The following is a 22,399-nucleotide window of genomic DNA, read 5'->3' on the forward strand; positions in this document are numbered from 1 at the left end:
CGGTAAGTTATCCGGGAAGGGGGGTGCGCCGAACCGTCACCACCGGTTGCGGGCCTCTTCGGCGAAGCCGATCACGTCGGTGAATTCCACCCGCTCGCCCGCATCTGTGACGATCGTGCCCGACCAGCGGCCGAAGCACTGGTGGACCTCCATCGACAGGACGCCCGCACTGGTGCGGGCATACCGGTCGTGGTCGGGGACGAGTTCGACGTCGACCATGCCCGCGCTGTCGCGTATCCGCCACGGGCGCATGGGCTCGACCCAGTCGTAGCTCCACCGCAATTCCTCGCCGATCTTGGTGAGCCTGCCGTCGACGCACAGTCCGTTCTCGGTGTAGCCGGTGCCTTCGGTCCACTTACCACCGAATTGCAGGCCGACGGTCCGGCCGTCGTGCGATACGCCCGAGGCGGCCGCCCAGTTCCAGCGATTGCGGTATTTCCAGACCCCGCGGCCGAGGTCGAGGGTGCCGTAGGCGGGCAGATCGGCACCGCCGAGTTCCCATCGATGGCGGCCCAGGCGCACGGTGCCGGTCGCCGGGCGGGTGTTCTGTTTGCTCGTGTACTGGAAGCGGCGCCGCGACCACGGGATCACCACATTCAGCGATTCGTGCCCGGCCGGTTCGGCGACCTCGATGTCTATGGCGAGGGGACCTTCCGTGGTCGAGGCGCACGACGCCCGCAGCCTGGTGGACTCGGCCGATCGTTCGTCGATCTCCACCCGCAGCCCGGACGCCTCGACGACGGTCAGACCCGTGCACGGCTGGTCCGGCAGGGCGAAACCGCGCGCACCGGGCACGATGCGGTCCACCGAGACCGACAGGCCGGTGGATGGACGGCAGATCCACACCGAGGCGTTGCCGAGGTAATCCAGATCGGCGCAGGTGATCGCGATATAGAGGTCCGGCGCGGTGACGCACCAGTAATCCCAGCGCTTCTTCCTGCCCCACGCTCGCGACAGATTCGCGCGATGCAGCGGCGTGCGCGACCAGCCCACGGCGTCGGGATTCAGGCGCCCGCGCTCGTCGCACAGATCGACGGGTCCGGTCAGCTCACGTTCGCTCATCCGCCGATCATGACAGCCGTTCGGCCGATGTGGGCGGGGCCTGGACCAGGGCTATCGGTCCGATCGCACCCGCCACGGGGGCGATTTGAGTCGGCGGCGGGGCTCATGCATACTGTTCGGGTTGCCTTGCACGGGGTTGCGGTCGTTTCCTGGCGAAACGGGACGTGATCGGGTGGGGCGAGAGCAGTACCCAATCATGTACTTCACCGGGATTCCGGTGTGAGTACGTCCGGGACATGGTTCTGCAAGCCTGTGATGAAGTTTTCGATCCGGGCCGCAGAATGAGCGAAAAGGCGACACGCCCGACCGCGTGGACCGGAGAACCATGACAGATGAACAGCGGCGAAGATCGGGCATGCCCCGGTCGGTTGGTCTCCTCTGAGGCGTCTTTCGTGTGTTCGGGCTGTAGCAAATGAGGGTGGTATCGGATGCCTGACGGCTTCCGGGCCACGAAGGAAAGCGGAGAAAAGGACACTTAGCGTGGCGGGACAAAAGATCCGCATCAGGCTCAAGGCCTATGACCACGAGGCGATCGACGCGTCTGCGCGCAAGATCGTGGAGACGGTCACCCGCACCGGGGCCCGCGTGGTCGGACCGGTGCCGTTGCCGACCGAGAAGAACGTGTACTGCGTCATCCGTTCGCCGCACAAGTACAAGGACTCGCGCGAACACTTCGAGATGCGCACGCACAAGCGTCTCATCGACATCCTCGACCCGACGCCGAAGACGGTCGACGCGCTGATGCGCATCGACCTGCCGGCCAGCGTCGACGTCAATATTCAGTGACGGGGACTCGAGATATGACTGACAACAAGAACCGGCCTGCCGCCGGAATCCTGGGCACCAAGCTCGGCATGACCCAGGTCTTCGACGACAAGAACCGCGTCGTCCCGGTGACCGTGATCAAGGCGGGCCCGAACGTGGTCACCCAGATCCGCACCGAGGAGCGCGACGGCTACAGCGCCGTGCAGGTCGCCTTCGGCGCCATCGACCCCCGCAAGGTGAACAAGCCGGTCTCCGGCCAGTTCGCCAAGGCCGGTGTCACCCCGCGTCGCCACATCGCCGAACTCCGTGTCGCCGACGCCTCGGCCTTCGAGGTCGGCCAGGAGCTCAACGCCGACGTGTTCGAAGAGGGCAGCTACGTCGACGTCACCGGCACCTCCAAGGGCAAGGGCTTCGCGGGCACCATGAAGCGCCACGGCTTCGCCGGCCAGGGTGCCTCGCACGGTGCGCAGGCCGTGCACCGTCGTCCGGGTTCCATCGGTGGCTGTGCCACCCCCGGTCGCGTGTTCAAGGGCATGCGCATGTCGGGTCGTATGGGTAACGACCGCGTGACCACGCAGAACCTGTCGGTTCACAAGGTCGACACCGAGAACGGCCTGCTGCTGATCAAGGGTGCGATCCCGGGTCGCAAGGGCGGCGTCGTGATCGTCAAGAGCGCCGTGAAGGGTGGTGCGCACGCATGAGCGCCGTGAGCACTCAGAAGGAAACCGAAAAGGCGAACCTCACGCTTCCTGTCAAGGAAGTCGGAGGCAAGACCAACGGCACCGTCGAGCTCCCCGCGGAGATCTTCGACGTGACCGCCAACATCGCGCTGATGCACCAGGTCGTCACCGCGCAGCTGGCCGCGGCCCGTCAGGGCACCCACGCGACCAAGACGCGTGGCCAGGTCTCCGGCGGCGGCAAGAAGCCGTACCGGCAGAAGGGCACCGGCCGCGCCCGTCAGGGCTCGACCCGCGCGCCGCAGTTCGCCGGCGGTGGCACCGTCCACGGCCCGCAGCCGCGTGACTACAGCCAGCGCACCCCCAAGAAGATGATCCGTGCCGCGCTGCACGGCGCGCTGTCCGACCGGGCCCGCAACGATCGCATCCACGTGATCAGCGAGCTGGTGGCCGGCCAGACCCCGTCGACCAAGACCGCCAAGAGCTTCCTGTCCGAGCTGTCGGACCGCAAGAAGTTCCTGGTCGTCGTCGGCCGCGAGGACGTCGCCGCGTGGAAGAGCGTGGCGAACCTGCAGAACGTGCAGCCGATCGCCCCGGATCAGCTGAACACCTACGACGTGCTCAACAGCGACGACGTGGTCTTCAGTGTCGAAGCCCTGAACGCTTTCGTTCACGGCCCGACCGAGGCGGCTCAGGAGGAGAGCAAGTGACCACCATCGCCGACCCCCGCGACATCCTGCTGGCGCCGGTCATCTCGGAGAAGTCCTACGGACTGATCGAGGAAGGCACCTACACCTTCATCGTGCACCCGGACTCCAACAAGACGCAGATCAAGATCGCCGTCGAGAAGGTCTTCGGTGTGAAGGTCACCAGCGTCAACACCGCCAACCGTCAGGGCAAGCGCAAGCGGACCCGCTTCGGTTACGGCAAGCGCAAGAACACCAAGCGCGCGCTCGTGACCATCTCGGCCGACAGCAAGCCCATCGAGATCTTCGGAGGCCCGGTCGCGTAAGCGGACGGGATTCCAGAAAGCAGAGAAGAACTCATGGCAATTCGCAAGTACAAGCCGACAACCCCCGGTAGGCGTGGGTCGTCCGTTTCGGACTTCGCCGAGATCACCCGGTCCACTCCCGAGAAGTCGCTGCTGCGTCCGCTGAGCAAGACCGGTGGTCGTAACGCGCACGGCCGCATCACCACCCGTCACCGCGGTGGCGGGCACAAGCGGGCCTACCGCATCATCGACTTCCGTCGCCTGGACAAGGACGGCATCCCGGCCAAGGTCGCGCACATCGAGTACGACCCCAACCGGACCGCCAACATCGCGCTGCTGCACTACGTGGACGGCGAGAAGCGCTACATCCTGGCGCCGAAGGGCATTTCGCAGGGCACCCCGATCGAGTCCGGCCCCACCGCCGACATCAAGCCGGGTAACAACCTGCCGCTGCGCAACATCCCGACCGGTACCACGATCCACAACGTGGAGCTGCGTCCCGGCGGCGGCGCCAAACTGGCTCGTGCCGCGGGCATGAGCATCCAGCTGCTCGGCAAGGAAGGCCCCTACGCCACGCTGCGTATGCCCTCCGGTGAAATCCGCCGCGTCGACGTGCGCTGCCGCGCCACCGTCGGCGAGGTCGGCAACGCCGAGCAGTCGAACATCAACTGGGGCAAGGCCGGCCGTATGCGCTGGAAGGGCCGCCGCCCCACGGTTCGTGGTGTCGTGATGAACCCCGTCGACCACCCGCACGGTGGTGGTGAGGGCAAGACCTCCGGTGGTCGCCACCCGGTCTCGCCGTGGGGTCAGCCGGAAGGCCGCACCCGCAAGCCCAACCGCCCGAGCGACAAGCTCATCGTCCGCCGTCGCAAGACCGGCAAGAAGCGCTGAAGGAGGAGGTAAGAAATGCCACGTAGCCTCAAGAAGGGCCCGTTCGTCGACGACCACCTCCAGGCGAAGGTGGACGTGCAGAACGACAAGGGCACGAAGCAGGTCATCAAGACCTGGTCGCGTCGTTCGACCATCACCCCGGATTTCATCGGTCACACCTTCGCGGTCCACGACGGCCGCAAGCACGTGCCGGTGTTCGTGTCCGAGAACATGGTCGGGCACAAGCTCGGTGAGTTCGCGCCGACCAGGACGTTCAAGAGCCACGTCAAGGAAGATCGGAAGAGCAAGCGGCGATGACGACTGAGACTCAGAACCCGACCGCCCGCGCGACCGCCAAGCACGTTCGCGTTACTCCGATGAAGGCTCGTCGTGTCGTGGACCTGGTCCGTGGCAAGCGGGTCGAGGACGCCCTGGCGATCCTGAAGTTCGCTCCGCAGGCCGCGAGCGAGCCGGTCGCCAAGGTCGTCGCCAGTGCCGCGGCCAACGCCGAGAACAACCTCGGCCTCGACCCGGCCACGCTGGTCATCTCGACCGCGTACGTCGACGAGGGCGCGACCCTGAAGCGTTTCCAGCCGCGGGCCCAGGGCCGCGCGTTCCGGATCCGCAAGCGCACCAGCCACATCACCATCGAGGTCGAGAGCGTGCCCACCGCCGGTGCTGCTCGCAGCCGCCGGAAGGGAGGGGCAAAGTAAATGGGACAGAAGATCAATCCCCACGGCTTCCGCCTCGGTATCACCACCGATTGGAAGTCCCGTTGGTACGCGGACAAGCAGTACGCGGACTACGTGAAGGAAGACGTCGCGATCCGCAAGCTCCTCGCCACCGGCATGGAGCGCGCGGGCATCTCGAAGGTCGAGATCGAGCGCACCCGTGACCGCGTGCGGGTGGACATCCACACCGCGCGTCCGGGCATCGTGATCGGCCGTCGCGGCGCCGAGGCCGACCGCATCCGCGCCGAGCTGGAGAAGCTCACCAAGAAGCAGGTGCAGCTGAACATCCTCGAGGTCAAGAACCCCGAATCGGATGCCCAGCTCGTCGCCCAGGGTGTGGCCGAGCAGCTGTCCAACCGTGTGGCGTTCCGTCGCGCGATGCGCAAGGCCATCCAGTCGGCCATGCGTTCGCCGAACGTCAAGGGCATCCGCGTGCAGTGCTCGGGCCGCCTCGGTGGCGCCGAGATGTCGCGCTCGGAGTTCTACCGCGAGGGTCGGGTGCCGCTGCACACGCTGCGCGCCGACATCGACTACGGCCTCTACGAGGCCAAGACCACCTTCGGTCGCATCGGCGTGAAGGTCTGGATCTACAAGGGCGACATCGTCGGTGGCAAGCGTGAGCTGACCGCCGTGAGCGCTCCGGCCGGCGATCGTGATCGTCCGCGCCGCGAGCGGCCGAGCCGTCCGCGTCGTTCCGGTTCCACCGGCACCACCGCGACCAGCACTGAGGCCGGACGGGCCGCCACTGCGGTGGCGGAGGCTCCGGCAGAGAATCAGGAGGGCTGACGCATGCTGATGCCTCGTAGGGTCAAGCACCGCAAGCAGCATCACCCGAGTCGCTCCGGTATGGCCAAGGGCGGCACCGCCGTGTCCTTCGGTGAGTTCGGCATCCAGGCTCTCGAGCCCGCCTACGTCACCAACCGGCAGATCGAGTCCGCTCGTATCGCGATGACCCGCCACATCAAGCGTGGCGGCAAGATCTGGATCAACATCTACCCGGATCGCCCGCTGACCAAGAAGCCGGCCGAAACCCGCATGGGTTCCGGTAAGGGTTCGCCGGAGTGGTGGGTCGCGAACGTCAAGCCCGGTCGCGTGATGTTCGAAATGTCGTACCCCAATGAGGAGATCGCTCGTGAGGCCCTGCGCCGCGCGATGCACAAGCTCCCGATGAAGTGCAGGATCGTGACCAGGGAGGAGCAGTTCTGATGGCTACCGGAACACCGGCCGCAGAGCTCCGCGAGCTCACCGAGGACGAACTCGTCTCCCGCCTGCGTGAGTCGAAGGAAGAGCTGTTCAACCTGCGCTTCCAGATGGCGACGGGTCAGCTCGACAACAACCGTCGTCTGCGCGTCGTTCGTCACGAGATCGCGCGCATCTACACGGTCATGCGTGAGCGTGAGCTCGGTCTGGCCACCGGACCCGCTGACAAGGGAGATGCGGCATGAGCGAGAACGCGAAGGGACAGGACCGTAACAGCCGCAAGGTTCGTAGCGGCTACGTTGTCTCGGACAAGATGAACAAGACGATCGTCGTCGAGCTGGAAGACCGTCACCGGCACCCGCTCTACGGCAAGATCATCCGCACCACCTCCAAGGTGAAGGCGCACGACGAGAACGAGATCGCCGGTGTCGGCGACCGCGTCGCGCTGATGGAGACCCGTCCGATGTCGGCCACCAAGCGCTGGCGTCTGGTCGAGGTCCTGGAGAAGGCCAAGTAAGGCTTACTCCTCGACTGAGGAATCCTTCGGCCTATACGTCGAAGAACATGAAGGCCCGTTTCCCCTTGCGGGGGAAGCGGGCCTTCGTCGTGTCCGGGGTCCCGCCGGCGGATGAATTCGACACCGACGCCATCTCGACCCTCGACCGCCGGGATTTCCGTGCGCTCCGGCCTCTGCACAGGTACCCCGCCTTCCGGCTGTTCCCGGATGATGCCGGTTGAGAGCGTAGGCGCAGGCTGGGTAGTCGACCGGGGTTCGAGTCGGGCGAAGCGAATGCTCGACCGAGGGGTCGCCGCATCGGGTCCGGCGCACCGAGCGCTCGGTCGTGTCACGAGAAGCGAACATAGGTGTTTGCAAACGGGATAGGCTGTGGCGGTGAAGGTTTCGGCTATCAGTCGATGCTCACGTGACGAAGGGTGATGACATGAAACGCGTCCTCTCGGGCACGATGGCGGCGGCCGCCATCGCTGTCGGCTTCATGGTGACAGCGCCGCAGCAGGCCGAAGCCGTGCCCGGCTGCAAGATCAGCTGGTGGGATACGAACGCGCTCGGCGTCGAGTGCCGCAGTGGGTCGTACTCGCAATTCCGGATCAGGGCCCTGTGCAAGAACGGCAGCTGGTCGCCGTGGGGGCCGTGGGCCAATCGGCCCGGACAGGCGTACGCGTACTGCAACGCCATCAACTCGCAGGTCGCCAACCCGAACTTCAACTATCAGCACCAGACCCGCTGAGGCCATCGGGTGAGTGCGGGCCCGTCCCCGGGGAGGCGGGCCTTCGTGGTGTCCTGGTCTCGACTCTTCCGGAGATACGGTCGGGTGGGTGACGCCGGGATGACGCGGCGCGATCAGCGAGTCGTCCCGCGGGCTCGGCGTTCACGGAGGCCGAGCACGAGGTGGTAGACGATCGCGGTCACGATCCCCACGACGAGCGCGGTGACGGCGACCGTGAGCCAGGCCGCGGCGCCGTCGGGCCAGCTGCCGTCGCGGCTGCGTGCCCAGAGTTCATACGCGGTGAACCCCGTTGCCGCGCCGATCGATACGCCCAGCGCGCTCTTCATCGTGACATTCATGGCTTCGCCTCCTCGGTCGGTGCACCGTCGACGCGGTGGTTGCACAGTGATCGATCCGCGGCAGGCGAATGTTTACGCATGGGAGCAGTTGGGCTTCAGGAGTCGGTATCAGTGCTGATACCATCAGCATCATGGCTTGGACAATGCGACTCTCGGAAGAGGAAGAGGCAGCGCTCACGGCGCAAGCCGATCTCGAGGGCCGGTCGAAGCAGGAGATCACGCGCGACGCCGTCCGCGATTACCTGATGCGGCATCGTCGGTGGGATGTCCCGCTGCTCAGCGACGAGGAGACCTTCGATCTCGGCGGGCCGATCGGCAAAGAGGATGTTCGCGACGCGATGAACCGGCCCGCATGATTGTCATCGCGGACACCTCGGGAATACTGGCACTGTTCAATCGCTCTGACCCCGAGCATTTCGCCGTGCGCAGGGCCGCGGACCGAGCCGGGGCGCTGGTGATCAGCCCGCTCGCGCTGACCGAGGTTCACCATGTCGCGAGTGTGCGAGCAGGTCGCAGAGCTGCCGACGCCATCCTGGGGTTGCTGTCCGATCGCATCGCATCGACCAGGATCGTGATGGGCGAAACGACTGCCCCTCAGCTCCGAACGGCGATCGATGTTCGCGCGAAATATGACGGACTGAATCTGGATCTCGTCGACGCGGCGTGTGTCACGCTGGCGGATGACTTCGACACAGATGCGATCTTGACGCTGGACCGCCGGGACTTCCGGGCGATCCGCCCGCTGAACCGCTACCCCGCTTTTCGACTTCTTCCGGACGACTCGCACTGAACGGATGGCGCGTGGGGTGTTCGCACACCGGGGATCGCCGGGTGCTGAACCTCGGTTCGGACGGTCAGGCCAGGGTGGTGTGCCAGACCAGGGCGGCGGTGAGGGCGCCGAGCCCGTTGACCGACCAGTGCAGGGCGATGGGGGCGAGCAGGCTGCCGCTGCGTTGCCGGAGCCAGGTGAAGACCACGCCCGCGGCGGCGGTGGCGATGACGGCGAGCAGGATGCCGATCGCCTGGCCGACGATGCCGCCGGGGAGCAGGCTGCTGAGGCCCTGGTTGCCGCTGGTGAGGCCGAACGAGGAGGCGATGTGCCAGAGGCCGAACAGCAGCGACCCGGCCGCGAAGACGCCGCGGGCGCCCCAGGCGCGGTCGAGGGTGCCGTGCAGGACGCCGCGGAAGGCGAGTTCTTCGGGAATGACGGTCTGCAGCGGGATGACGATCATGGACGCGATGAGGGCGCCGGAGAGGGTGGCGTAGCGGTCGGCGAGGAAGAACGGGCGGGTGATCGGCAGGAGTGCGCCGACGGCGATCACCGCGAGGACCAGGCCGACGGCGGCCAGTGCGTAGATCGAGCCGCGCCGCCAATGGCGGGGCGAGAGGCCGAGTTCGGCCCAACCGAGACCGCGCCTGCGGACCAGGGCGAGCAGAACGAGCGCGGCGACGGGGACGCTGACGATATTGGCCCAGGCCGTGGTGAAATGGGCGATGAGATTGGTGCCCGCCAGCACGGCGATCACCACGGCGACATCGATATAGGCGTGCAGCCGATGGCGACCGGGCTCGGTCGCGGTCACGGCAGGGGCTTCGATCACGGCCACGGCGTCGGGTTCGTGCATTCGCCCCAGCTTACCCAGCCGGGGATCGCGCGCACTGCGGCGTTCGCCACGTCTTTGCGTGGACCGCCGTGCCGAGGGCTGCGGCGGGCGAGCGCGGGAACCGCGGGGACGGAACGGGTTCCGGGGATCGGCGTAACCCGTGCCGCTCAGCCCGAGCGGCCGTTCCGGTGGTCACGAAGTGTCGATGCTCACCACCGGCACGAAAGTGAATAATCAATATTTCAGAATTCGGCACCGGGGAACTGGACGGGCGATACAGTCCGAGCGTTCGCATGGACTGTAGAGGAGTTGTCATGAGCGAGAGCAGGAACGTCGGTCGTCTCAGAGTCGGACTGGGCGCGCTTGCCGCGGTGACCTGTGCGGTGGTCGCCGGGGCCCCGCACGCCGCCGCAACGGTCGATCACCTGGCGGTGTCGAGCAGCCGACCGCAGGCGGGCTGCGTCTACCAGTTGACCGCGAAGGTGAACCACTGGTTCGAGGTCTGGTTCTACGACAACGCTCTGGTCATCTCGGGCAGCCCGGTCAAGCCGGTCGACGGCGTCGCCACGATCCAGTGGAAGCCGTCGAAGTCGGGCACCCATACTCTGGCCGCGTTGCAGGGCCTGGCTTACGAGATCAAGGTGAATGTGGCCGAACCGACGGTCAGCGGCAGCGCCACATGTGGCGCCGGACCACTGGGCTTCATGGGGTCCTGATGCCGGTCAGCCGGCCCAGCCCCGGTGATCGGTCCAGGCCCGCAACGTGCGGGTGCTCCGGAATCGGCGCGGTTCGCCGGTGACCGGGTCGGTGAACTCCAGCGTCGAGGCCAGTAGCTGCAGTGGGCGGGTGAACTCGTGCACGGGCTTGTCGGTGATCACGGGGTAGAAGTCGTCGCCGAGGATGGGCACCCCGAGGCTGTTCATGTGCAGGCGCAACTGATGGGTGCGGCCGGTGTGCGGGGTCAGCCGGTAGCGGCCGAGACCGTCACGGTGTTCGAGCAGTTCGACCAGGGTCTCGGCATTGGGCTCGCCCTCGACTTCCCGGGCGGCGAGCACGTGCTTTTCCTTGACGATGCGGCTGCGCACGGTGCGCGGCAGAGACAGTTGCGGGTCGTAGGGCGCGATGGCCTCGTACTGCTTGCGCACGGTGCGCTTGTGGAACATCGTCTGATACGCGCCGCGCCGCGCCGGGTCGACGACGAACAGGATCAGCCCGGCGGTCACCCGGTCGAGCCGATGCGCGGGAACCAGGTCGGGCAGACCGAGTTGTTCGCGCAGACGCACCAGCGCGGTCTGGCGGATGTGCTGTCCGCGCGGGATGGTCGCCAGGAAGTGCGGTTTGTCGGCGACGAGGAGGGTGTCGTCACGGTGCACGACGGTGATCTCGAAGGGAACGTCGACCTCGTCGGGCAGGTCGCGGTGGAACCAGACCGCTCCGCCGGGGACGTACGGGGCGTCCGGCGCGATCGGGCCGGACAGGTCGACGATCTCGCCCGAGCGCAGCAATGCGTCGATACGGTCGGGTGACACGCGCGGCAACCGCTCGACCAGGTGATCACGGATCGTCGCCCATTCGCCCGCTTCCGGCATCCGCAGCCGGGCGGGGTCCAGGCCGTGCCGTTTGGGCAACGGTGGCTGCTGCCTGCGTCTCATCGGCTCGAACTCTATCGGCCACGCCGCCCGAGCCCACCGGCCAGGGCCGGTGTCCGGTGGCCTGCCGCACACGCGGCGGGTGATCCCGTGCGGCTCAGCCGGGGCCGACGGGCCCGCCGGTGACGTCGTCGGCGGCTGCGGCCGTGGCGGCGAGGTCGGCGGGCGGGTCGCCGAGCGGTCCGCGAAGGAAGGCTTCGATGAGCGCGTTGGCGGTGCGTCCGGTATCGGCGGGCTCGCGGGGGCCGCCGGGGAATCCGGCGAGCGCGAAGCGCGCGGGCCTGGCGAGGAAGTAGGGGGCGTCGGTGAAGCCGTAGTGGTCGGCGCCGCCGAGCGCGTAGCGGTGGCCGGGTGCGGTGAGGTTGCCGAGCAGGGCGCTGTTGCCGTCGAGGTAGCGCTGGGAGTGGTCGGTGCGGTCGTGGTCGCTCTCGAGCAGTAGCACGGGGCGGGTGAGGGCGCGGTCGGGAAGGTCGGCATAGGGGGTTCCGTCGATATCGACCGCGGCGTCGATGCGCGGATCGTCGGCGAGGGCGGCGAGCGCACTCGCGCCGCCGAGGGAATGCCCGACAGCGGCGATGTGATCGGTGTCGAGGCGGCCGGCCAGCGGGCCGAGCAGATCGGGACGGGCGAGCTGGTCGATGACGAAACTCAGGTCGGCGGCGCGGGTGCGCTGCCTGTCGCCCATCGCCCGGGCGGCCTCGGCGTCGTCGGCGGAGGTGTCGGGGGCGGTGGTCACGATCCGGCCGTCGGAAAGCGTGGTGATCGCGGAGTCGTAGGGGTGGTCGACGGCGAGGACCACGAATCCCCGGGAGGCCAGGTCGGTGACGAGTGCGGTGTAGAAGGCGCGCGGTGCGCCGTAGCCGGGGGAGAACAGCACGACCGGCCATCGTGCCCGGTCGTCGGCGACGGCCACGTCGGCGGAGGCGTGACTGTCGATGAGACCGTATCCGCGCATCAGCCACCCCGGCACACCGGCGACGCTGCCGGGCAGTTCACCGTCGCCGTCGAGATAGAGGTATCGCCGCCCGGACGATCCGTTGGACGGGTACCACGCCTGCACGACGACATTGCGCCGGTCGGCAGGGGCCGACGGCTCGGCGCGCTGCTCGTCGACCCAGCGGAAGATCTCCGATCCCACCGCGTAGCGGCCGGTCGGTTCGGGTAGGCGCGGCACCGGCACGGCGGCCGGTGCGGGCAGCGCGATCACCGCGAGCACGGCCACGGCGACGCGCGCGCCGACCGCGCGCGCACCGGTCCGCCGCCGCGCCCCCACGACGAAGGACACCACCGCGCTGAGCGGGAACAGGAGGTAGAGCGGGAGGAACTGCCAATAGAAGCGCTCCACCAGCAGTTGCAGTGGCCAGCCGAACAACAACAACGGTCCCACGACCGGCAGCGCGAACATCGCCGCGCGTGGCGCCGCTACGGTCGCGACGGCGTGGCCGAGCGTGAGAACGACGAGAATCACGTCGAAGGTCGACATCACCGGCTCGTTTCGTGGTCACGGCGCCGCGCCGGGCCGTGCGTGGTTCGAGCCGCCCGGAACCGCCCCTGATCAACAGACCGCCCCCCGTCAGGCCGGCCGAGGGCCACCCTACCGCCGCGCGGGGGTCCCGACGACGATCGCGCCCAAGCCGCATTCGTCGAGTTCGTCGTTACCGGTCGCCGCGGCGAACGCCGCCGTTTCGGTGAACGGCTGGGCGCAGACGCCCAGCCCCATCGCCGCACCCGCCAGATACAGCGTCTGGGTGAGCGCGCCGACGTGCTGGAGGATCGTCGCGTAGCCGACCTGTCCGTGGGAGTCCACCACGCGCCCGGCACGTGCGGCGAGCACGATCAGCACCTGCGGCTTCCCGGCGGGCGATTCGGTGGTCCGCGGTACGCCGACGTCGACGGGGCGAACGCGTTCGCCGAGTGCGGCGTCGTTCACCGGCGGCGCGCCGTCGCCGTCGCCGTTGCCGTTGCCCACGGCCCGTGCGGCGGTCGACGCCTCGAGCAGCCGCCGCACCGAGAGCGAATCGGCGGGCGCGACCGGCCGCAGTTCGTGCTCGAACGAGTCGTAGTGGTACATCCCCGGCGCCAGTCCGGCGACGCCGCACACCACCGGATACAGCTCGATCTCGTAGGCGTCGTCCCTCGACGGATACGGCCGCGCCGCCGAGCGGGCGCCGTCCCCGCGACTACGAGCCGTGCGGTACAGGAGTTCGCCGAGCTGCTCCACGGTCATCGGCCGGGCGTCGTCGAAGGCGCGGGTGGACACCCTGTCCTCCATCACCGCGGCCAGGCTCGGGTCCGACGCGCGCCGTTGCGTGAGGTCGGGCGCGGGTAAGCGCACCGCCTCGCCGGCATAGTCGGGCCTGCGCACGGGCACTCGCGCGTCTTCCGCGGCGCTGTCGCCTGTTCCGGCGCCTGCGCCCGAGGTGCTGCGCCGGTGGAACCACAGGTCGGCCGCACTCCAGCGGCGAGCGCCCGCCTCCCGTTCCTCGGCCCGGTCGTCGGCGACCAGGAATCCACACCAGTGCAGATCATCGGCGAACTGGGTCTTCACCGCGATCGGGATGTTGGCGTCGGCCGAGCCGAGACCGTCCAGCAGCGCCATCAGCCGCGGATCGTGGATACGCAGGGCACACCACGATCGGGGGTGCTCGAGCACGAAACCCTCCGAGTCCCGGTGCAGCACCGCGAATTTCGACAGTGTCGCCGACCAGGAGGGCAGTGGTTGCGTCGGGCGCGGCGCGGGTCGGTCGTGTGGGCGAACGGTGTAGAGGTCGCGGCCGCCGTCGCGGATGGTGACCGCCAGCCAGCCGCCGTCGGCGAGCTGCTCGAGCAGCGGGGCGACATCCGCGCCACCCGCCTGCGCCGCGATCTCCGACACCGTCTTGGGGCCCTGGTGCAAGGTGCGCAAAGCGAGGAGCTGGCCGTCGGCCAGATCGGTGAATTCCACATTGCGGGGCGGGGCGTGGAGACTGGCCCCGGCCGGGGTGGTGGTGAAGGTGACGCCCGTCACAGAGTGCGAATCGGGTCTGTTCTGAATAGGTGACGGTGGGCAACCGCTGACCTCCGCGTGTGGAACCGAACGATCTCACGTCTTACTGTGCCGCCGCGGCGAACGCCGGGTCCAGCTTGTCCAGGATGTAGGGAACCGACAGTGCCGTGGGCTGATTCACCGCGCTGATCTCCTGGGTGGTCAGGAATACCGCCGAACCTTTCTGCACCGCGGGCAGATCGCTGAAGCCGGGTAGTCGGCGGTACTGCTCGTCCATGCCGGGGGAGTAACCGGCCAGCAACAGATCCGCGGTCAACTCCTCGACCCGCTCCGGCGGGAGCGTGACGCGGCCCTGGTGGGCGGGGAGGTCCTGCAGGTTCGGTGGGATGGTCATGCCGAGATCGGCGAACACCTTCGACGAGCCGTCGTTCGGGTCGATGAGGACCATCAGCTGCGAGGGGCCCGCCAGCCAGGTGCTGACGAAGGTCTTGCCCGCCAGGCCCGGGTTGGCCGCGGTGATGGCGGCGATCTTCTCGTCGACGCCCGAGACGACCCTGCTCGCTTCGCCTTGCTTGCCGAGCACACCGCCGAGTGTGGTGACCTGGTCCTGCCAGGGCGTGATGATCGAGGCGGACAGTCCGGGCACGGTGGGCGCGATCTCGCTCAGATCGCCGTAGGTCTCCTGATCAGCGATGAACGGATCGGCCAGGATGAGATCCGGCTCGAGCGCGGCGACCTGCTCGGCGACATTGCCGGTGGTACTGATCTCGGTCGCGGACGCCAGCGCGCCCTCGGGGTGCCAGGGCGAGGCGTGCCGCGAGGTGACGGCGATATTGTCGAGGTAGCCGACCGGGGTGACGCCGAGCGCGAGGGCGGTGTCGAGCCACTGCGCACCCAGCGCGACGATCTTGGCCGGGACGCCGTCGACGACGGTCGCGCCGAGGGCGTGAGTGACCGTGATCTCCTCGCCCGAACCGTCCTCCTCCGAGGATCCGCACGCGCCGACACCGAGCGCGAGCGCGGCCGCCACAGCGGGGACCGCGGCGCGTGCCCACATCCGAGTTCTACCGACAGCCCTCATCGCCTGCACCCTCCTCTGTCGAGAATCGCGCGACGGCCCGGCGATGCCGCAGCCATGGTTGAGCAAAGGCTAACCTAGCTGCCCCTGTACACCTATGGTCACCTGCTGTTTCACGCCTCGAACCCGCGGATCTGCGCCCGTCGCTGCCGCGGGTTAGACTTCGCCGACTTTGTGCTCGGCGCGGATGGGGAGCTCGGTTGGAAACGTCAAGGGACTGGGGCAACGAGCTCGTCGCGACCGTGAAGTGGCTGGCCATCGCTTTCACGATCACCGCCGTCGCTTTCACCGTGATCGTCGCGCTGCTGCTGTGGCTGACCAGTTGGGGCAGGCAATTCTGGCGGTTGACCGGTGGTTTCTTCGCCGGTCGTGAGGGACGCTGGACCATCGCCTTCGTCGCGTTGCTGCTGTTCATGACGGTGTTCGCGGTCCGGATGAACGTGCTGTTCTCCTATCAGGGCAACGACATGTTCTCGGCGCTTCAGGAAGGCGCGGGCGCCCTGGTCTCCGGCGATCAGGCCGCCCTCGACGCCGCCGAGACGGCGTTCTGGAACTCGATGATCCTGTTCGCCGTGCTCGCCACCATCCACGTGATCCGCGCGCTGCTGATCTACTACCTCGGCGAGGCCTTCGACATCCGCTGGCGTGAATGGCTCACCGACCATGTCACCACGGACTGGCTGCGCGAACGCGCCTACTACCGGGCCCGCTTCATCGACAACACGATCGACAACCCGGACCAGCGTGTGCAGGCCGACATCACCAACTTCGTGATGTATTCGCGGACGCTGGCGCTGGGCGGGGTCAGTTCGGTGGTCACCGTCGTCTCGTTCACCAAGATCCTGTGGGATCTGTCCGGGCCGCTGACCTTGTTCGACGTCGAGATCCCGCGCGCGATGATGTTCCTCGTCCTCATCTACGTGCTGCTGTCGACAGTGATCGCGTTCTGGATCGGCCGCCCGCTGATCCGCCTGAATTTCCTCTACGAGATGGCGACGGCCAACTTCCGCTACGCCCTGGTCCGGTTGCGTGACAGCGCCGAGAACGTCGCGTTCTATCAGGGCGAGAACGTGGAGCGGCGCGGTCTGCTCGGCCGATTCGCCGCGGTCATCAAGGTCTACTGGCAAGTGGTGTTCCGCACCATCAAGTTCAACGGCTGGAACCTCGGTGTCAACCAGACCGCCGTCGTCTTCCCGTGGATCATCCAGGCGCCGCGCTTCTTCACCGGCCAGGTCACTCTGGGCGGGGTCAACCAGACCGCCACCGCGTTCGGCGAGATCCACGATTCGCTGTCGTTCTTCCGCGAGTCCTACGACACCTTCGCCATGCTGCGCGCCTCGCTGATCCGTCTCGACGGTTTGATGGTGGCCGGCGAGGAGTCGCGCCACCTGCCCAAGCTGACGGTGACCGACCTGGACGATGCCGTCGAATTGGACAAGATCGACGTGCGCAAGCCCGACGGCGCGGTCCTCATCGACGACCTGACGCTGCGTCTGGTCCCGGGCGACGCCCTGGTCGTGAAGGGCCCTTCCGGCAGTGGCAAGACCACTCTGCTGCGCGCCCTGGCCCAGATGTGGCCCTACGCCGACGGGCAGATCCGCAGGCCCGGAGGCGACGACACCCTGTTCCTCTCGCAGATCCCGTACCTGCCGCTGGGCGACCTGCGCACCGCCGTGGCCTATCCGGCGCGTCCCGACGAGATCGGTGACGACACCCTGCGCGCCGCGCTGAATTCCGTGCACCTGGGTCATCTGGTGGATCGGCTCGACGAGGAAGCCGACTGGGCCAAGATCCTCTCGCCCGGTGAGCAGCAGCGCCTGGCCTTCGCCCGTATCCTGCTGATCCGACCGAAGGTGGTCTTCCTCGACGAGGCCACCTCCGCGGTCGACGAGGGGCTCGAGTACTCCCTCTATCACCTGATCCGCACCGAGGCGCCGGAGACCATCCTCGTCAGCGTCGCCCACCGCAGCACCGTCGACCAGCACCACACCCAGCGCCTGGAACTCGAGGGCGGCGCCGAGGCAGGCTGGCAGCTCGCCCCGATCGGCTGACCCCGATTTGGGTCCGACCTGCGCTTTCCCATACACTTGACCGGTTGCCCGCGGGCGCTGTATCCCGCGAACTCGGCCGTGAACCCCCAGTGGTTGTGAGAATCCGCTGGTAGGCGCGCGTTTCCGGGGGCAGCACGACCATGCCCGTCGGGTCGGAAATCCGGCGTGCTTTTACGTCCAGGTCAAGGAGGCTGAAGTGATTCAGCAGGAGTCGCGACTGCGCGTCGCCGACAACACGGGTGCGAAGGAAATCCTCTGCATCCGCGTTCTCGGTGGTTCGTCGCGTCGCTATGCCGGTATCGGCGACATCATCGTCGCCACCGTGAAGGACGCCATCCCCGGCGGCAACGTCAAGCGGGGTGACGTGGTCAAGGCCGTCGTCGTGCGCACCGTCAAGGAGCGCCGCCGTCCGGACGGTTCCTACATCAAGTTCGACGAGAACGCCGCCGTTCTCATCAAGGCGGACAACGATCCGCGCGGCACTCGTATCTTCGGCCCCGTCGGCCGCGAGCTGCGCGACAAGAAGTTCATGAAGATCGTCTCGCTGGCTCCGGAGGTGCTCTGACATGAAGGTGCACAAGGGCGACACCGTGCTCGTCATCTCGGGTAAGGACAAGGGCGCCAAGGGCAAGGTCATCCAGGCCTACCCGCAGGACAACCGCGTCCTCGTCGAGGGCGTCAACCGGATCAAGAAGCACGTCGCGGACTCGGCCAACCAGCGCGGCGCCTCCTCCGGCGGCATCGTGACCCAGGAAGCCCCCATCCACGTGTCCAACGTGATGGTCGTCGACTCCGACGGCAAGCCGGCCCGCATCGGCTACCGGACCGACGAGAACGGCAAGCGGGTCCGCATCTCCCGTCGCAACGGGAAGGACATCTGAGCATGACTACGACTGAGAAGACCCAGCCGCGCCTCAAGGTTCGCTACCGCGAAGAGGTCAGGGACGCGCTGAACAACGAGTTCGACTACGCCAACGTGATGCAGATCCCGGGCGTGGTGAAGGTCGTCGTGAACATGGGTGTCGGCGACGCCGCCCGTGACGCCAAGCTGATCAACGGCGCCGTCGAGGACCTGGCCCTCATCACCGGCCAGAAGCCGCTGGTCCGCAAGGCCACCAAGTCCATCGCGCAGTTCAAGCTGCGTGAGGGCATGCCGATCGGCGCGAAGGTCACCCTGCGCGGCGACCGCATGTGGGAGTTCCTGGATCGCCTGGTCTCCATCGCGCTGCCCCGTATCCGCGACTTCCGCGGCCTGTCGCCGAAGCAGTTCGACGGCAACGGCAACTACACGTTCGGTCTGAGCGAGCAGTCGATGTTCCACGAGATCGACGTGGACTCCATCGACCGTCCGCGCGGTATGGACATCACCGTGGTCACCACCGCGACCAACAACGAAGAAGGCCGTGCCCTGCTGAAGCACCTCGGCTTCCCGTTCAAGGAGAACTGAGCCATGGCGAAGAAAGCTCTGGTCAACAAGGCCAATGCGAAGCCGAAGTTCGCGGTCCGCGCCTACACCCGCTGCCAGCGCTGCGGCCGGCCGCACGCGGTCTACCGCAAGTTCGGCCTGTGCCGCGTGTGCCTGCGCGACATGGCGCACAAGGGCGAGCTGCCCGGCGTGCACAAGAGCTCCTGGTGAGCTGACGCTCGTCTGAGCGTCGCCAACTGAAGATCCCACGAGGGCACGGACTTTCGACAAGTCCGTGCCCTCGTGTGTCGCTGGGCGATCCGAGCCGTCGGCGACGAACGGTTGCCGTTACCATTGCGGCATGCCGAGTCCGCAGTCCGAGCGCCCGGACCTCCCCGAGTATTTGACCTGGGATGAACTCGAACAGTTGCCGGATGAGATCGCGAGCCAGATCGAGCTGTGGGAAGGACGAGTGGTGTGGCTGCGGAGGGGACCCGCGGAGCATCAGGCGTTCACCTTCGCGCTGACGGCCGCACTGAAGCGATGCACTCGGGAAGCGAAGATGCACCGGCCGGACGAATGTTGGCGTGCGGATTTCGAGACGAATGTGTTCTTCGGTGAAACAGGAAAATCCGACTTCGTGACACCGGACTTCCTGGTCTACCGGTGCCCCCTCGTTCCCTATCAGGACATTCGGGCCAAGGATGTCCTGATCGCGGGAGAGGTCCTCTCGCCGTCGAATACCCAGACCGATATCGAGGACAAGAAGGCGCGCTATGCGAAGGCCGGCATCCCCTGGTACTGGGAGGTGGCGTTGGATCGAGAGCGGAGCGCCATCCGCTATGTCCACGCCTACGCGTTGGAGACCACGCACGGGCGGCTGCCCGCGGGCGTGCGTCCGCTGTATCCGGCCAACTATCTGCTGGTCGGCAAGTGGTCGGCGGGAGCCTCGGCCGGGATCGACCTCGATGTGCCGTTCCCGATCCGCATCCCTTGGTCGGAACTCGAGTTCTGAACCCGCGCAGCGGATTCCGCTCGCCGTCCAACACAGGCGAAGGGCAGGCACGGCCACTGCCGATGTTGTGTTCCCGGTACCGATGAATCCCTATCGCTCGCTCCGTCTGAACCTTTGACAGCGATTCGCAGATCGTGGTCACTCGGCAGAACCTCGAGTTCCACTGGCGCAACTCCGGGGTCATCGGCGGCGAGCTGATCGAGGCGGTGACCGCGCTGAAGAACGAGCCCGGCGGCGACATCGCCATGAGTGGGTCGGTGTCGGTGGTCCGGCAACTGCTGGCCGCCGGACTGCTGGACGAACTGCACCTGCTGGTGCATCCGATCGTCGTCGGCAAAGGGGAACGCCTGTTCGAAGGCGGTGGCCCCACCCTGCCGCTGCAGAACCGTGCTGGATACATTGGTCACGTCCCGACTGGCGTCGTGAAGTAGACTCTTCTCGTCGCCTGCGGACAAGCAGGGGATTAATTCGGGGGGAATTATGCGAATCAGTCTTTTCCGGCCTGCCGTTGCTGCGGCACGATCATGCGCAATTCGGTTCTCGTTCGCCATTTTGCTTGCAGCACTCGGCTGGACCATTGTGGCGAGTCCGGGTACGGCAAATGCCGACGCCGGAAGTTGCGACGTCAAAGTCCACAATGTGCACCAATCGAAGGGCTCGCCTGGGCTGATGGATGTCAAGGGATCTCTGGTATGCGAGGGAGACGTGGACCGCGCCGACGTCTTCATCTATTTCGCGAAGCTCGAAGGCTCGACCTGGACGAAGGTCGACAGCAGTGTCGTGCAACGCACCGTGCACCACCCGACAGCAGGCAAGAAGTACACTGTGATGTCCCAGAACGGAACCCCATGTGTCCCAGGCGTGTACATCGGCATCGCCGAAGGCTTCCTGACTGTAGACGGAAAGACCTATAAGAACTATCAGAATGGATACGGACCCGAGTCGCGCGTGGAGTGCTGACGGTCGCCGTTAACGAGTAGGAGAGAGCCAGGATGGACGATTTCGGTCGGGTAATGGAGGATCTGCATTCCTGGCTCTCGGCCGAGTTCGGAAGGGAAGGGGTTTTTCTCTTGGACAAGGAAACGAAAATCCTCGCCGCCATTCCGCGGATTTCAGGATCTCCGTTCACGCTCACTCGAACCGAAGACGGTATTCTCGTCGGCCTCGGCCTCGGCGTTACGCTCATGATTCCACGTGACGATCCCTTCTCCATGGCTGATATCCAAGCGCCGCTGCGTTCGATTATCACCTCGGGCATTCTTCTGTCGGTGCCGATCGAGCCTTTCGGTGAACCAGTCATTCGATACACGATCGACTACGAGTACGGAGCGTTGAGTTCCAAGGTGCCCGGGCGCGAATATGTCGAATTCCCGACCCGGGCGTGGCAATCGGACGGATCGGCTGTCTGAGCGCTTCGGGACGGGATTCACACCGCCCGTGTCAGCGCGCGCTCTCTGGCGAGGAAGAAGAACGGGATCGCCGTCGCGATGCCGACGCCGAAGGTGAGCACCATCGAGGCTGCCCACCACCGGAGGATGCCCAGGCGTTTGGCCTCGCCGAAGGCCCAGGTGTGGAAGCCGATGACGACGAAGCCGAGGTCGGTCATCGCGAAGCGGCCGGGTGTCGTCCGGAGAATATCGCCGACGAAGAAGTCGGCGACCGACCGCGGACCGTTCTTCCGCACGTAGGGGATGGCGATGGCGTTCTGGCCGATGAAGGCGGTCAGGAAGATGACCAGCAGTGCGCGCTCGCGCCAGTCGGGGCGTGTGTCAGGGGTTGGCATCGTGTGGTCTCCCGGTTCGGTTCGTGGTGCGCGGCACCTGCGGATCGGACTGTCTGAAACCTTGGCACGGACAACGGCCGGTGCGACGGAATTCGCCCGGCATTCGGCCGGGTGATCGACGCACTCGAGGCGGAGCGTGGCACCTGCTCCGCTTGCCGGCGATATGTTCCCCGGAGTCATCAAGGTATCGGCCCCATTCCCCGCGGAGATCGAGCTCGGCGAGCTCTGATTTCGACTGCCAGGGTGTGCCTGCTCACCTGGCGACTCGCCGACTTCCGGTAGCCCCGGACGGTGGATGCCGCGCCCGTCCCCCGAGATCAGGACGGGCGGCGGCGGAGCCCCGGTCAGGAAAGGTCGATGCGGACGCCGGGGGAGCCCTCGGAGGCGCGCATGACGAGCGTCGCGGGGGTCGCGTCCTCGGGGATGTCGAAGGCCAACTGGATGGTGGTGGCCGCGTCGGGGTTGTACTCGTGGCGGAACTCGCCGTTGAGCGACATGTTGCCGACGAGGTCGGGGGCGTAGGTGGCGCCCTTGTCGTCGAGAAGCTCCTGGTAGGAGTAGTCGAAGACGCTTCGGGTGTCGCCGGTGTTGGTGACCTGGACGTGGACGACGGCGAACTGCCCGTCCGCGTCACGTCCGGAGGAGGGGCCGCCGATCGTGGAGATGCCGGATTCGATACTGGCGACGATGAATTCGAATTGCCCGTCGCGGATCGGCAGGGCGCTGCGGGCGGGCACCGGAATCTGCGTCGCCTTGCCCTCGGAGGCGGCGCTCGAGTCGCTGCCGCAGCCCGCGCTCAGCAGGCACGCCGCGCTCAGCAGGAGCACGATCCAGGTGGGCGCGAGCCGGGAGGAAAGCCCGCCGTCGGTTCTTCGCAGGGTTCCGGGAGCTGTGTTGCGCGGCTTCATCACACGTTTCTCACTGTTGTAGCGGTCACGACACGGCCC

At 66.9% G+C, this 22,399-nt stretch carries 33 protein-coding genes; 24 read left to right on the forward strand and 9 right to left on the reverse strand.

What is annotated here, in order from left to right; translation table 11 throughout:
• Positions 1–36: 36 nt before the first annotated feature.
• Positions 37–1,062, reverse strand: coding sequence for a DUF2804 domain-containing protein (locus IU449_RS16360; protein ID WP_195002938.1), 1,026 nt, complete (start codon positions 1,060–1,062; stop codon positions 37–39).
• A gap of 480 nt (positions 1,063–1,542) precedes the next feature.
• On the opposite strand from IU449_RS16360, the gene rpsJ reads away from it, so the two are divergent.
• The 12 genes from rpsJ to IU449_RS16420 all read left to right on the forward strand — a co-directional run bounded on the left by rpsJ (position 1,543) and on the right by IU449_RS16420 (position 7,543).
• Positions 1,543–1,848, forward strand: a complete 306-nt coding sequence (rpsJ, locus tag IU449_RS16365; protein ID WP_003938093.1) for a 30S ribosomal protein S10 — start codon at positions 1,543–1,545, stop codon at positions 1,846–1,848.
• Positions 1,849–1,862: 14 nt separating this feature from the next.
• Positions 1,863–2,528 carry a 50S ribosomal protein L3 gene (gene rplC, locus IU449_RS16370; protein WP_195002939.1) on the forward strand — a complete coding sequence of 222 codons (666 nt, stop codon included), beginning with the start codon at positions 1,863–1,865 and terminating at the stop codon, positions 2,526–2,528.
• Positions 2,525–3,214 (forward strand): 50S ribosomal protein L4, encoded by a 690-nt coding sequence (rplD, locus tag IU449_RS16375; protein WP_195002940.1) that lies wholly within the window; start codon positions 2,525–2,527, stop codon positions 3,212–3,214. The genes rplC and rplD overlap by 4 nt, the downstream gene beginning before the upstream one ends.
• Entirely contained in the window at positions 3,211–3,516 is a 306-nt protein-coding gene (rplW, locus tag IU449_RS16380; protein WP_040794483.1) for a 50S ribosomal protein L23, read from the forward strand. Before rplD ends, rplW begins: the two co-directional genes overlap by 4 nt.
• 33 nt (positions 3,517–3,549) lie before the next feature.
• Positions 3,550–4,386 carry a 50S ribosomal protein L2 gene (gene rplB, locus IU449_RS16385; RefSeq protein WP_067861071.1) on the forward strand — a complete coding sequence of 279 codons (837 nt, stop codon included), beginning with the start codon at positions 3,550–3,552 and terminating at the stop codon, positions 4,384–4,386.
• Between the two features lie 15 nt (positions 4,387–4,401).
• Entirely contained in the window at positions 4,402–4,683 is a 282-nt protein-coding gene (gene rpsS / locus IU449_RS16390; RefSeq protein ID WP_014349056.1) for a 30S ribosomal protein S19, read from the forward strand.
• Complete coding sequence (gene rplV, locus IU449_RS16395) at positions 4,680–5,078, forward strand: 50S ribosomal protein L22 (protein ID WP_195002941.1); 399 nt, start codon at positions 4,680–4,682, stop codon at positions 5,076–5,078. Before rpsS ends, rplV begins: the two co-directional genes overlap by 4 nt.
• Positions 5,079–5,882, forward strand: coding sequence for a 30S ribosomal protein S3 (gene rpsC / locus IU449_RS16400; protein WP_195002942.1), 804 nt, complete (start codon positions 5,079–5,081; stop codon positions 5,880–5,882). It abuts the gene before it with no gap.
• 3 nt (positions 5,883–5,885) lie between these two features.
• Entirely contained in the window at positions 5,886–6,302 is a 417-nt protein-coding gene (gene rplP, locus IU449_RS16405; RefSeq protein WP_067861063.1) for a 50S ribosomal protein L16, read from the forward strand.
• Entirely contained in the window at positions 6,302–6,541 is a 240-nt protein-coding gene (rpmC, locus tag IU449_RS16410; protein ID WP_040794488.1) for a 50S ribosomal protein L29, read from the forward strand. Before rplP ends, rpmC begins: the two co-directional genes overlap by 1 nt.
• Positions 6,538–6,813, forward strand: coding sequence for a 30S ribosomal protein S17 (rpsQ, locus tag IU449_RS16415; RefSeq protein WP_195002943.1), 276 nt, complete (start codon positions 6,538–6,540; stop codon positions 6,811–6,813). Before rpmC ends, rpsQ begins: the two co-directional genes overlap by 4 nt.
• A gap of 424 nt (positions 6,814–7,237) precedes the next feature.
• Positions 7,238–7,543 carry a hypothetical protein gene (locus IU449_RS16420; protein WP_195002944.1) on the forward strand — a complete coding sequence of 102 codons (306 nt, stop codon included), beginning with the start codon at positions 7,238–7,240 and terminating at the stop codon, positions 7,541–7,543.
• Positions 7,544–7,656: 113 nt separating this feature from the next.
• On the opposite strand, the gene IU449_RS16425 is transcribed toward IU449_RS16420, so the two are convergent.
• Positions 7,657–7,881, reverse strand: coding sequence for a hypothetical protein (locus IU449_RS16425; RefSeq protein ID WP_195002945.1), 225 nt, complete (start codon positions 7,879–7,881; stop codon positions 7,657–7,659).
• A gap of 131 nt (positions 7,882–8,012) precedes the next feature.
• Here IU449_RS16425 and IU449_RS16430 point away from each other — a divergent pair, with 131 nt between their 5' ends.
• Both IU449_RS16430 and IU449_RS16435 read left to right on the forward strand, forming a co-directional pair.
• On the forward strand, positions 8,013–8,237 hold the full coding sequence (locus IU449_RS16430; protein ID WP_195002946.1) for a ribbon-helix-helix protein, CopG family: 225 nt from the start codon (positions 8,013–8,015) through the stop codon (positions 8,235–8,237).
• The gene (locus IU449_RS16435) at positions 8,234–8,671 is read left to right on the forward strand and encodes a type II toxin-antitoxin system VapC family toxin (protein ID WP_195002947.1); all 438 of its coding nucleotides are present in this window, start codon (positions 8,234–8,236) and stop codon (positions 8,669–8,671) included. Before IU449_RS16430 ends, IU449_RS16435 begins: the two co-directional genes overlap by 4 nt.
• Positions 8,672–8,735: 64 nt before the next feature.
• Here IU449_RS16435 and IU449_RS16440 read toward each other — a convergent pair whose 3' ends face one another.
• Complete coding sequence (locus IU449_RS16440; RefSeq protein ID WP_195002948.1) at positions 8,736–9,506, reverse strand: CPBP family intramembrane glutamic endopeptidase; 771 nt, start codon at positions 9,504–9,506, stop codon at positions 8,736–8,738.
• Positions 9,507–9,799: 293 nt separating this feature from the next.
• Between IU449_RS16440 and IU449_RS16445 the strand changes: the two genes are divergently transcribed.
• The gene (locus IU449_RS16445; RefSeq protein WP_195002949.1) at positions 9,800–10,201 is read left to right on the forward strand and encodes a hypothetical protein; all 402 of its coding nucleotides are present in this window, start codon (positions 9,800–9,802) and stop codon (positions 10,199–10,201) included.
• Between the two features lie 6 nt (positions 10,202–10,207).
• Here the strand turns inward: IU449_RS16445 and IU449_RS16450 are convergent, their stop codons facing one another.
• The 4 genes from IU449_RS16450 to IU449_RS16465 form a co-directional block, all read right to left on the reverse strand.
• Entirely contained in the window at positions 10,208–11,137 is a 930-nt protein-coding gene (locus IU449_RS16450) for an RluA family pseudouridine synthase (protein WP_195002950.1), read from the reverse strand.
• Positions 11,138–11,231: 94 nt separating this feature from the next.
• The gene (locus IU449_RS16455; protein WP_195002951.1) at positions 11,232–12,617 is read right to left on the reverse strand and encodes an alpha/beta hydrolase family protein; all 1,386 of its coding nucleotides are present in this window, start codon (positions 12,615–12,617) and stop codon (positions 11,232–11,234) included.
• 111 nt (positions 12,618–12,728) lie between these two features.
• On the reverse strand, positions 12,729–14,141 hold the full coding sequence (locus IU449_RS16460; RefSeq protein ID WP_416382179.1) for a nitroreductase family protein: 1,413 nt from the start codon (positions 14,139–14,141) through the stop codon (positions 12,729–12,731).
• Between the two features lie 82 nt (positions 14,142–14,223).
• Positions 14,224–15,201, reverse strand: coding sequence for an ABC transporter substrate-binding protein (locus IU449_RS16465; RefSeq protein WP_195002952.1), 978 nt, complete (start codon positions 15,199–15,201; stop codon positions 14,224–14,226).
• 197 nt (positions 15,202–15,398) lie between these two features.
• Here IU449_RS16465 and IU449_RS16470 point away from each other — a divergent pair, with 197 nt between their 5' ends.
• From IU449_RS16470 to IU449_RS16510, 9 genes are all read left to right on the forward strand, one after another.
• The gene (locus tag IU449_RS16470; RefSeq protein WP_195002953.1) at positions 15,399–17,249 is read left to right on the forward strand and encodes an ABC transporter ATP-binding protein/permease; all 1,851 of its coding nucleotides are present in this window, start codon (positions 15,399–15,401) and stop codon (positions 17,247–17,249) included.
• 196 nt (positions 17,250–17,445) lie between these two features.
• A complete protein-coding gene (gene rplN, locus IU449_RS16475) occupies positions 17,446–17,814 on the forward strand; it encodes a 50S ribosomal protein L14 (protein ID WP_014981702.1) in 369 nt (122 codons plus the stop codon).
• A gap of 1 nt (position 17,815) precedes the next feature.
• Positions 17,816–18,130 carry a 50S ribosomal protein L24 gene (rplX, locus tag IU449_RS16480; protein ID WP_067861037.1) on the forward strand — a complete coding sequence of 105 codons (315 nt, stop codon included), beginning with the start codon at positions 17,816–17,818 and terminating at the stop codon, positions 18,128–18,130.
• Positions 18,131–18,132: 2 nt separating this feature from the next.
• Positions 18,133–18,696: a 50S ribosomal protein L5 gene (rplE, locus tag IU449_RS16485; RefSeq protein ID WP_040794499.1), complete on the forward strand. Its 564-nt coding sequence runs from the start codon at positions 18,133–18,135 to the stop codon at positions 18,694–18,696.
• 3 nt (positions 18,697–18,699) lie between these two features.
• Complete coding sequence (locus IU449_RS16490) at positions 18,700–18,885, forward strand: type Z 30S ribosomal protein S14 (RefSeq protein WP_067646866.1); 186 nt, start codon at positions 18,700–18,702, stop codon at positions 18,883–18,885.
• A 130-nt stretch (positions 18,886–19,015) separates the two neighbouring features.
• Positions 19,016–19,669, forward strand: a complete 654-nt coding sequence (locus IU449_RS16495; protein WP_195002954.1) for a Uma2 family endonuclease — start codon at positions 19,016–19,018, stop codon at positions 19,667–19,669.
• A 134-nt stretch (positions 19,670–19,803) separates the two neighbouring features.
• Complete coding sequence (locus tag IU449_RS16500) at positions 19,804–20,100, forward strand: dihydrofolate reductase family protein (RefSeq protein WP_324188282.1); 297 nt, start codon at positions 19,804–19,806, stop codon at positions 20,098–20,100.
• A 49-nt stretch (positions 20,101–20,149) separates the two neighbouring features.
• A complete protein-coding gene (locus IU449_RS16505; RefSeq protein WP_195002955.1) occupies positions 20,150–20,629 on the forward strand; it encodes a hypothetical protein in 480 nt (159 codons plus the stop codon).
• 32 nt (positions 20,630–20,661) lie between these two features.
• Positions 20,662–21,078, forward strand: coding sequence for a hypothetical protein (locus IU449_RS16510; RefSeq protein WP_195002956.1), 417 nt, complete (start codon positions 20,662–20,664; stop codon positions 21,076–21,078).
• A 17-nt stretch (positions 21,079–21,095) separates the two neighbouring features.
• Here IU449_RS16510 and IU449_RS16515 read toward each other — a convergent pair whose 3' ends face one another.
• Positions 21,096–21,452, reverse strand: coding sequence for a DUF2834 domain-containing protein (locus IU449_RS16515; RefSeq protein ID WP_195002957.1), 357 nt, complete (start codon positions 21,450–21,452; stop codon positions 21,096–21,098).
• 344 nt (positions 21,453–21,796) lie between these two features.
• Positions 21,797–22,360: a DUF4352 domain-containing protein gene (locus IU449_RS16520; RefSeq protein WP_195002958.1), complete on the reverse strand. Its 564-nt coding sequence runs from the start codon at positions 22,358–22,360 to the stop codon at positions 21,797–21,799.
• Between the last annotated feature and the right edge of the window lie 39 nt (positions 22,361–22,399).

Origin of the sequence: Nocardia higoensis (assembly GCF_015477835.1) — a bacterium.
Lineage (GTDB): Bacteria > Actinomycetota > Actinomycetes > Mycobacteriales > Mycobacteriaceae > Nocardia > Nocardia higoensis_A.

Coding starts and splice junctions, on each gene's coding strand:
- IU449_RS16360 (WP_195002938.1), bottom strand. CDS start 1,062: ATGAGCGAACGTGAGCTGACCGGACCCGTCGATCTGTGCGACGAGCGC.
- rplC (WP_195002939.1), top strand. CDS start 1,863: ATGACTGACAACAAGAACCGGCCTGCCGCCGGAATCCTGGGCACCAAG.
- rplD (WP_195002940.1), top strand. CDS start 2,525: ATGAGCGCCGTGAGCACTCAGAAGGAAACCGAAAAGGCGAACCTCACG.
- rplB (WP_067861071.1), top strand. CDS start 3,550: ATGGCAATTCGCAAGTACAAGCCGACAACCCCCGGTAGGCGTGGGTCG.
- rpsS (WP_014349056.1), top strand. CDS start 4,402: ATGCCACGTAGCCTCAAGAAGGGCCCGTTCGTCGACGACCACCTCCAG.
- rplV (WP_195002941.1), top strand. CDS start 4,680: ATGACGACTGAGACTCAGAACCCGACCGCCCGCGCGACCGCCAAGCAC.
- rpsC (WP_195002942.1), top strand. CDS start 5,079: ATGGGACAGAAGATCAATCCCCACGGCTTCCGCCTCGGTATCACCACC.
- rplP (WP_067861063.1), top strand. CDS start 5,886: ATGCTGATGCCTCGTAGGGTCAAGCACCGCAAGCAGCATCACCCGAGT.
- rpmC (WP_040794488.1), top strand. CDS start 6,302: ATGGCTACCGGAACACCGGCCGCAGAGCTCCGCGAGCTCACCGAGGAC.
- rpsQ (WP_195002943.1), top strand. CDS start 6,538: ATGAGCGAGAACGCGAAGGGACAGGACCGTAACAGCCGCAAGGTTCGT.
- IU449_RS16420 (WP_195002944.1), top strand. CDS start 7,238: ATGAAACGCGTCCTCTCGGGCACGATGGCGGCGGCCGCCATCGCTGTC.
- IU449_RS16425 (WP_195002945.1), bottom strand. CDS start 7,881: ATGAATGTCACGATGAAGAGCGCGCTGGGCGTATCGATCGGCGCGGCA.
- IU449_RS16430 (WP_195002946.1), top strand. CDS start 8,013: ATGGCTTGGACAATGCGACTCTCGGAAGAGGAAGAGGCAGCGCTCACG.
- IU449_RS16435 (WP_195002947.1), top strand. CDS start 8,234: ATGATTGTCATCGCGGACACCTCGGGAATACTGGCACTGTTCAATCGC.
- IU449_RS16440 (WP_195002948.1), bottom strand. CDS start 9,506: ATGCACGAACCCGACGCCGTGGCCGTGATCGAAGCCCCTGCCGTGACC.
- IU449_RS16445 (WP_195002949.1), top strand. CDS start 9,800: ATGAGCGAGAGCAGGAACGTCGGTCGTCTCAGAGTCGGACTGGGCGCG.
- IU449_RS16450 (WP_195002950.1), bottom strand. CDS start 11,137: ATGAGACGCAGGCAGCAGCCACCGTTGCCCAAACGGCACGGCCTGGAC.
- IU449_RS16455 (WP_195002951.1), bottom strand. CDS start 12,617: ATGTCGACCTTCGACGTGATTCTCGTCGTTCTCACGCTCGGCCACGCC.
- IU449_RS16465 (WP_195002952.1), bottom strand. CDS start 15,201: ATGAGGGCTGTCGGTAGAACTCGGATGTGGGCACGCGCCGCGGTCCCC.
- rplX (WP_067861037.1), top strand. CDS start 17,816: ATGAAGGTGCACAAGGGCGACACCGTGCTCGTCATCTCGGGTAAGGAC.
- rplE (WP_040794499.1), top strand. CDS start 18,133: ATGACTACGACTGAGAAGACCCAGCCGCGCCTCAAGGTTCGCTACCGC.
- IU449_RS16490 (WP_067646866.1), top strand. CDS start 18,700: ATGGCGAAGAAAGCTCTGGTCAACAAGGCCAATGCGAAGCCGAAGTTC.
- IU449_RS16495 (WP_195002954.1), top strand. CDS start 19,016: ATGCCGAGTCCGCAGTCCGAGCGCCCGGACCTCCCCGAGTATTTGACC.
- IU449_RS16505 (WP_195002955.1), top strand. CDS start 20,150: ATGCGAATCAGTCTTTTCCGGCCTGCCGTTGCTGCGGCACGATCATGC.
- IU449_RS16510 (WP_195002956.1), top strand. CDS start 20,662: ATGGACGATTTCGGTCGGGTAATGGAGGATCTGCATTCCTGGCTCTCG.
- IU449_RS16515 (WP_195002957.1), bottom strand. CDS start 21,452: ATGCCAACCCCTGACACACGCCCCGACTGGCGCGAGCGCGCACTGCTG.
- IU449_RS16520 (WP_195002958.1), bottom strand. CDS start 22,360: ATGAAGCCGCGCAACACAGCTCCCGGAACCCTGCGAAGAACCGACGGC.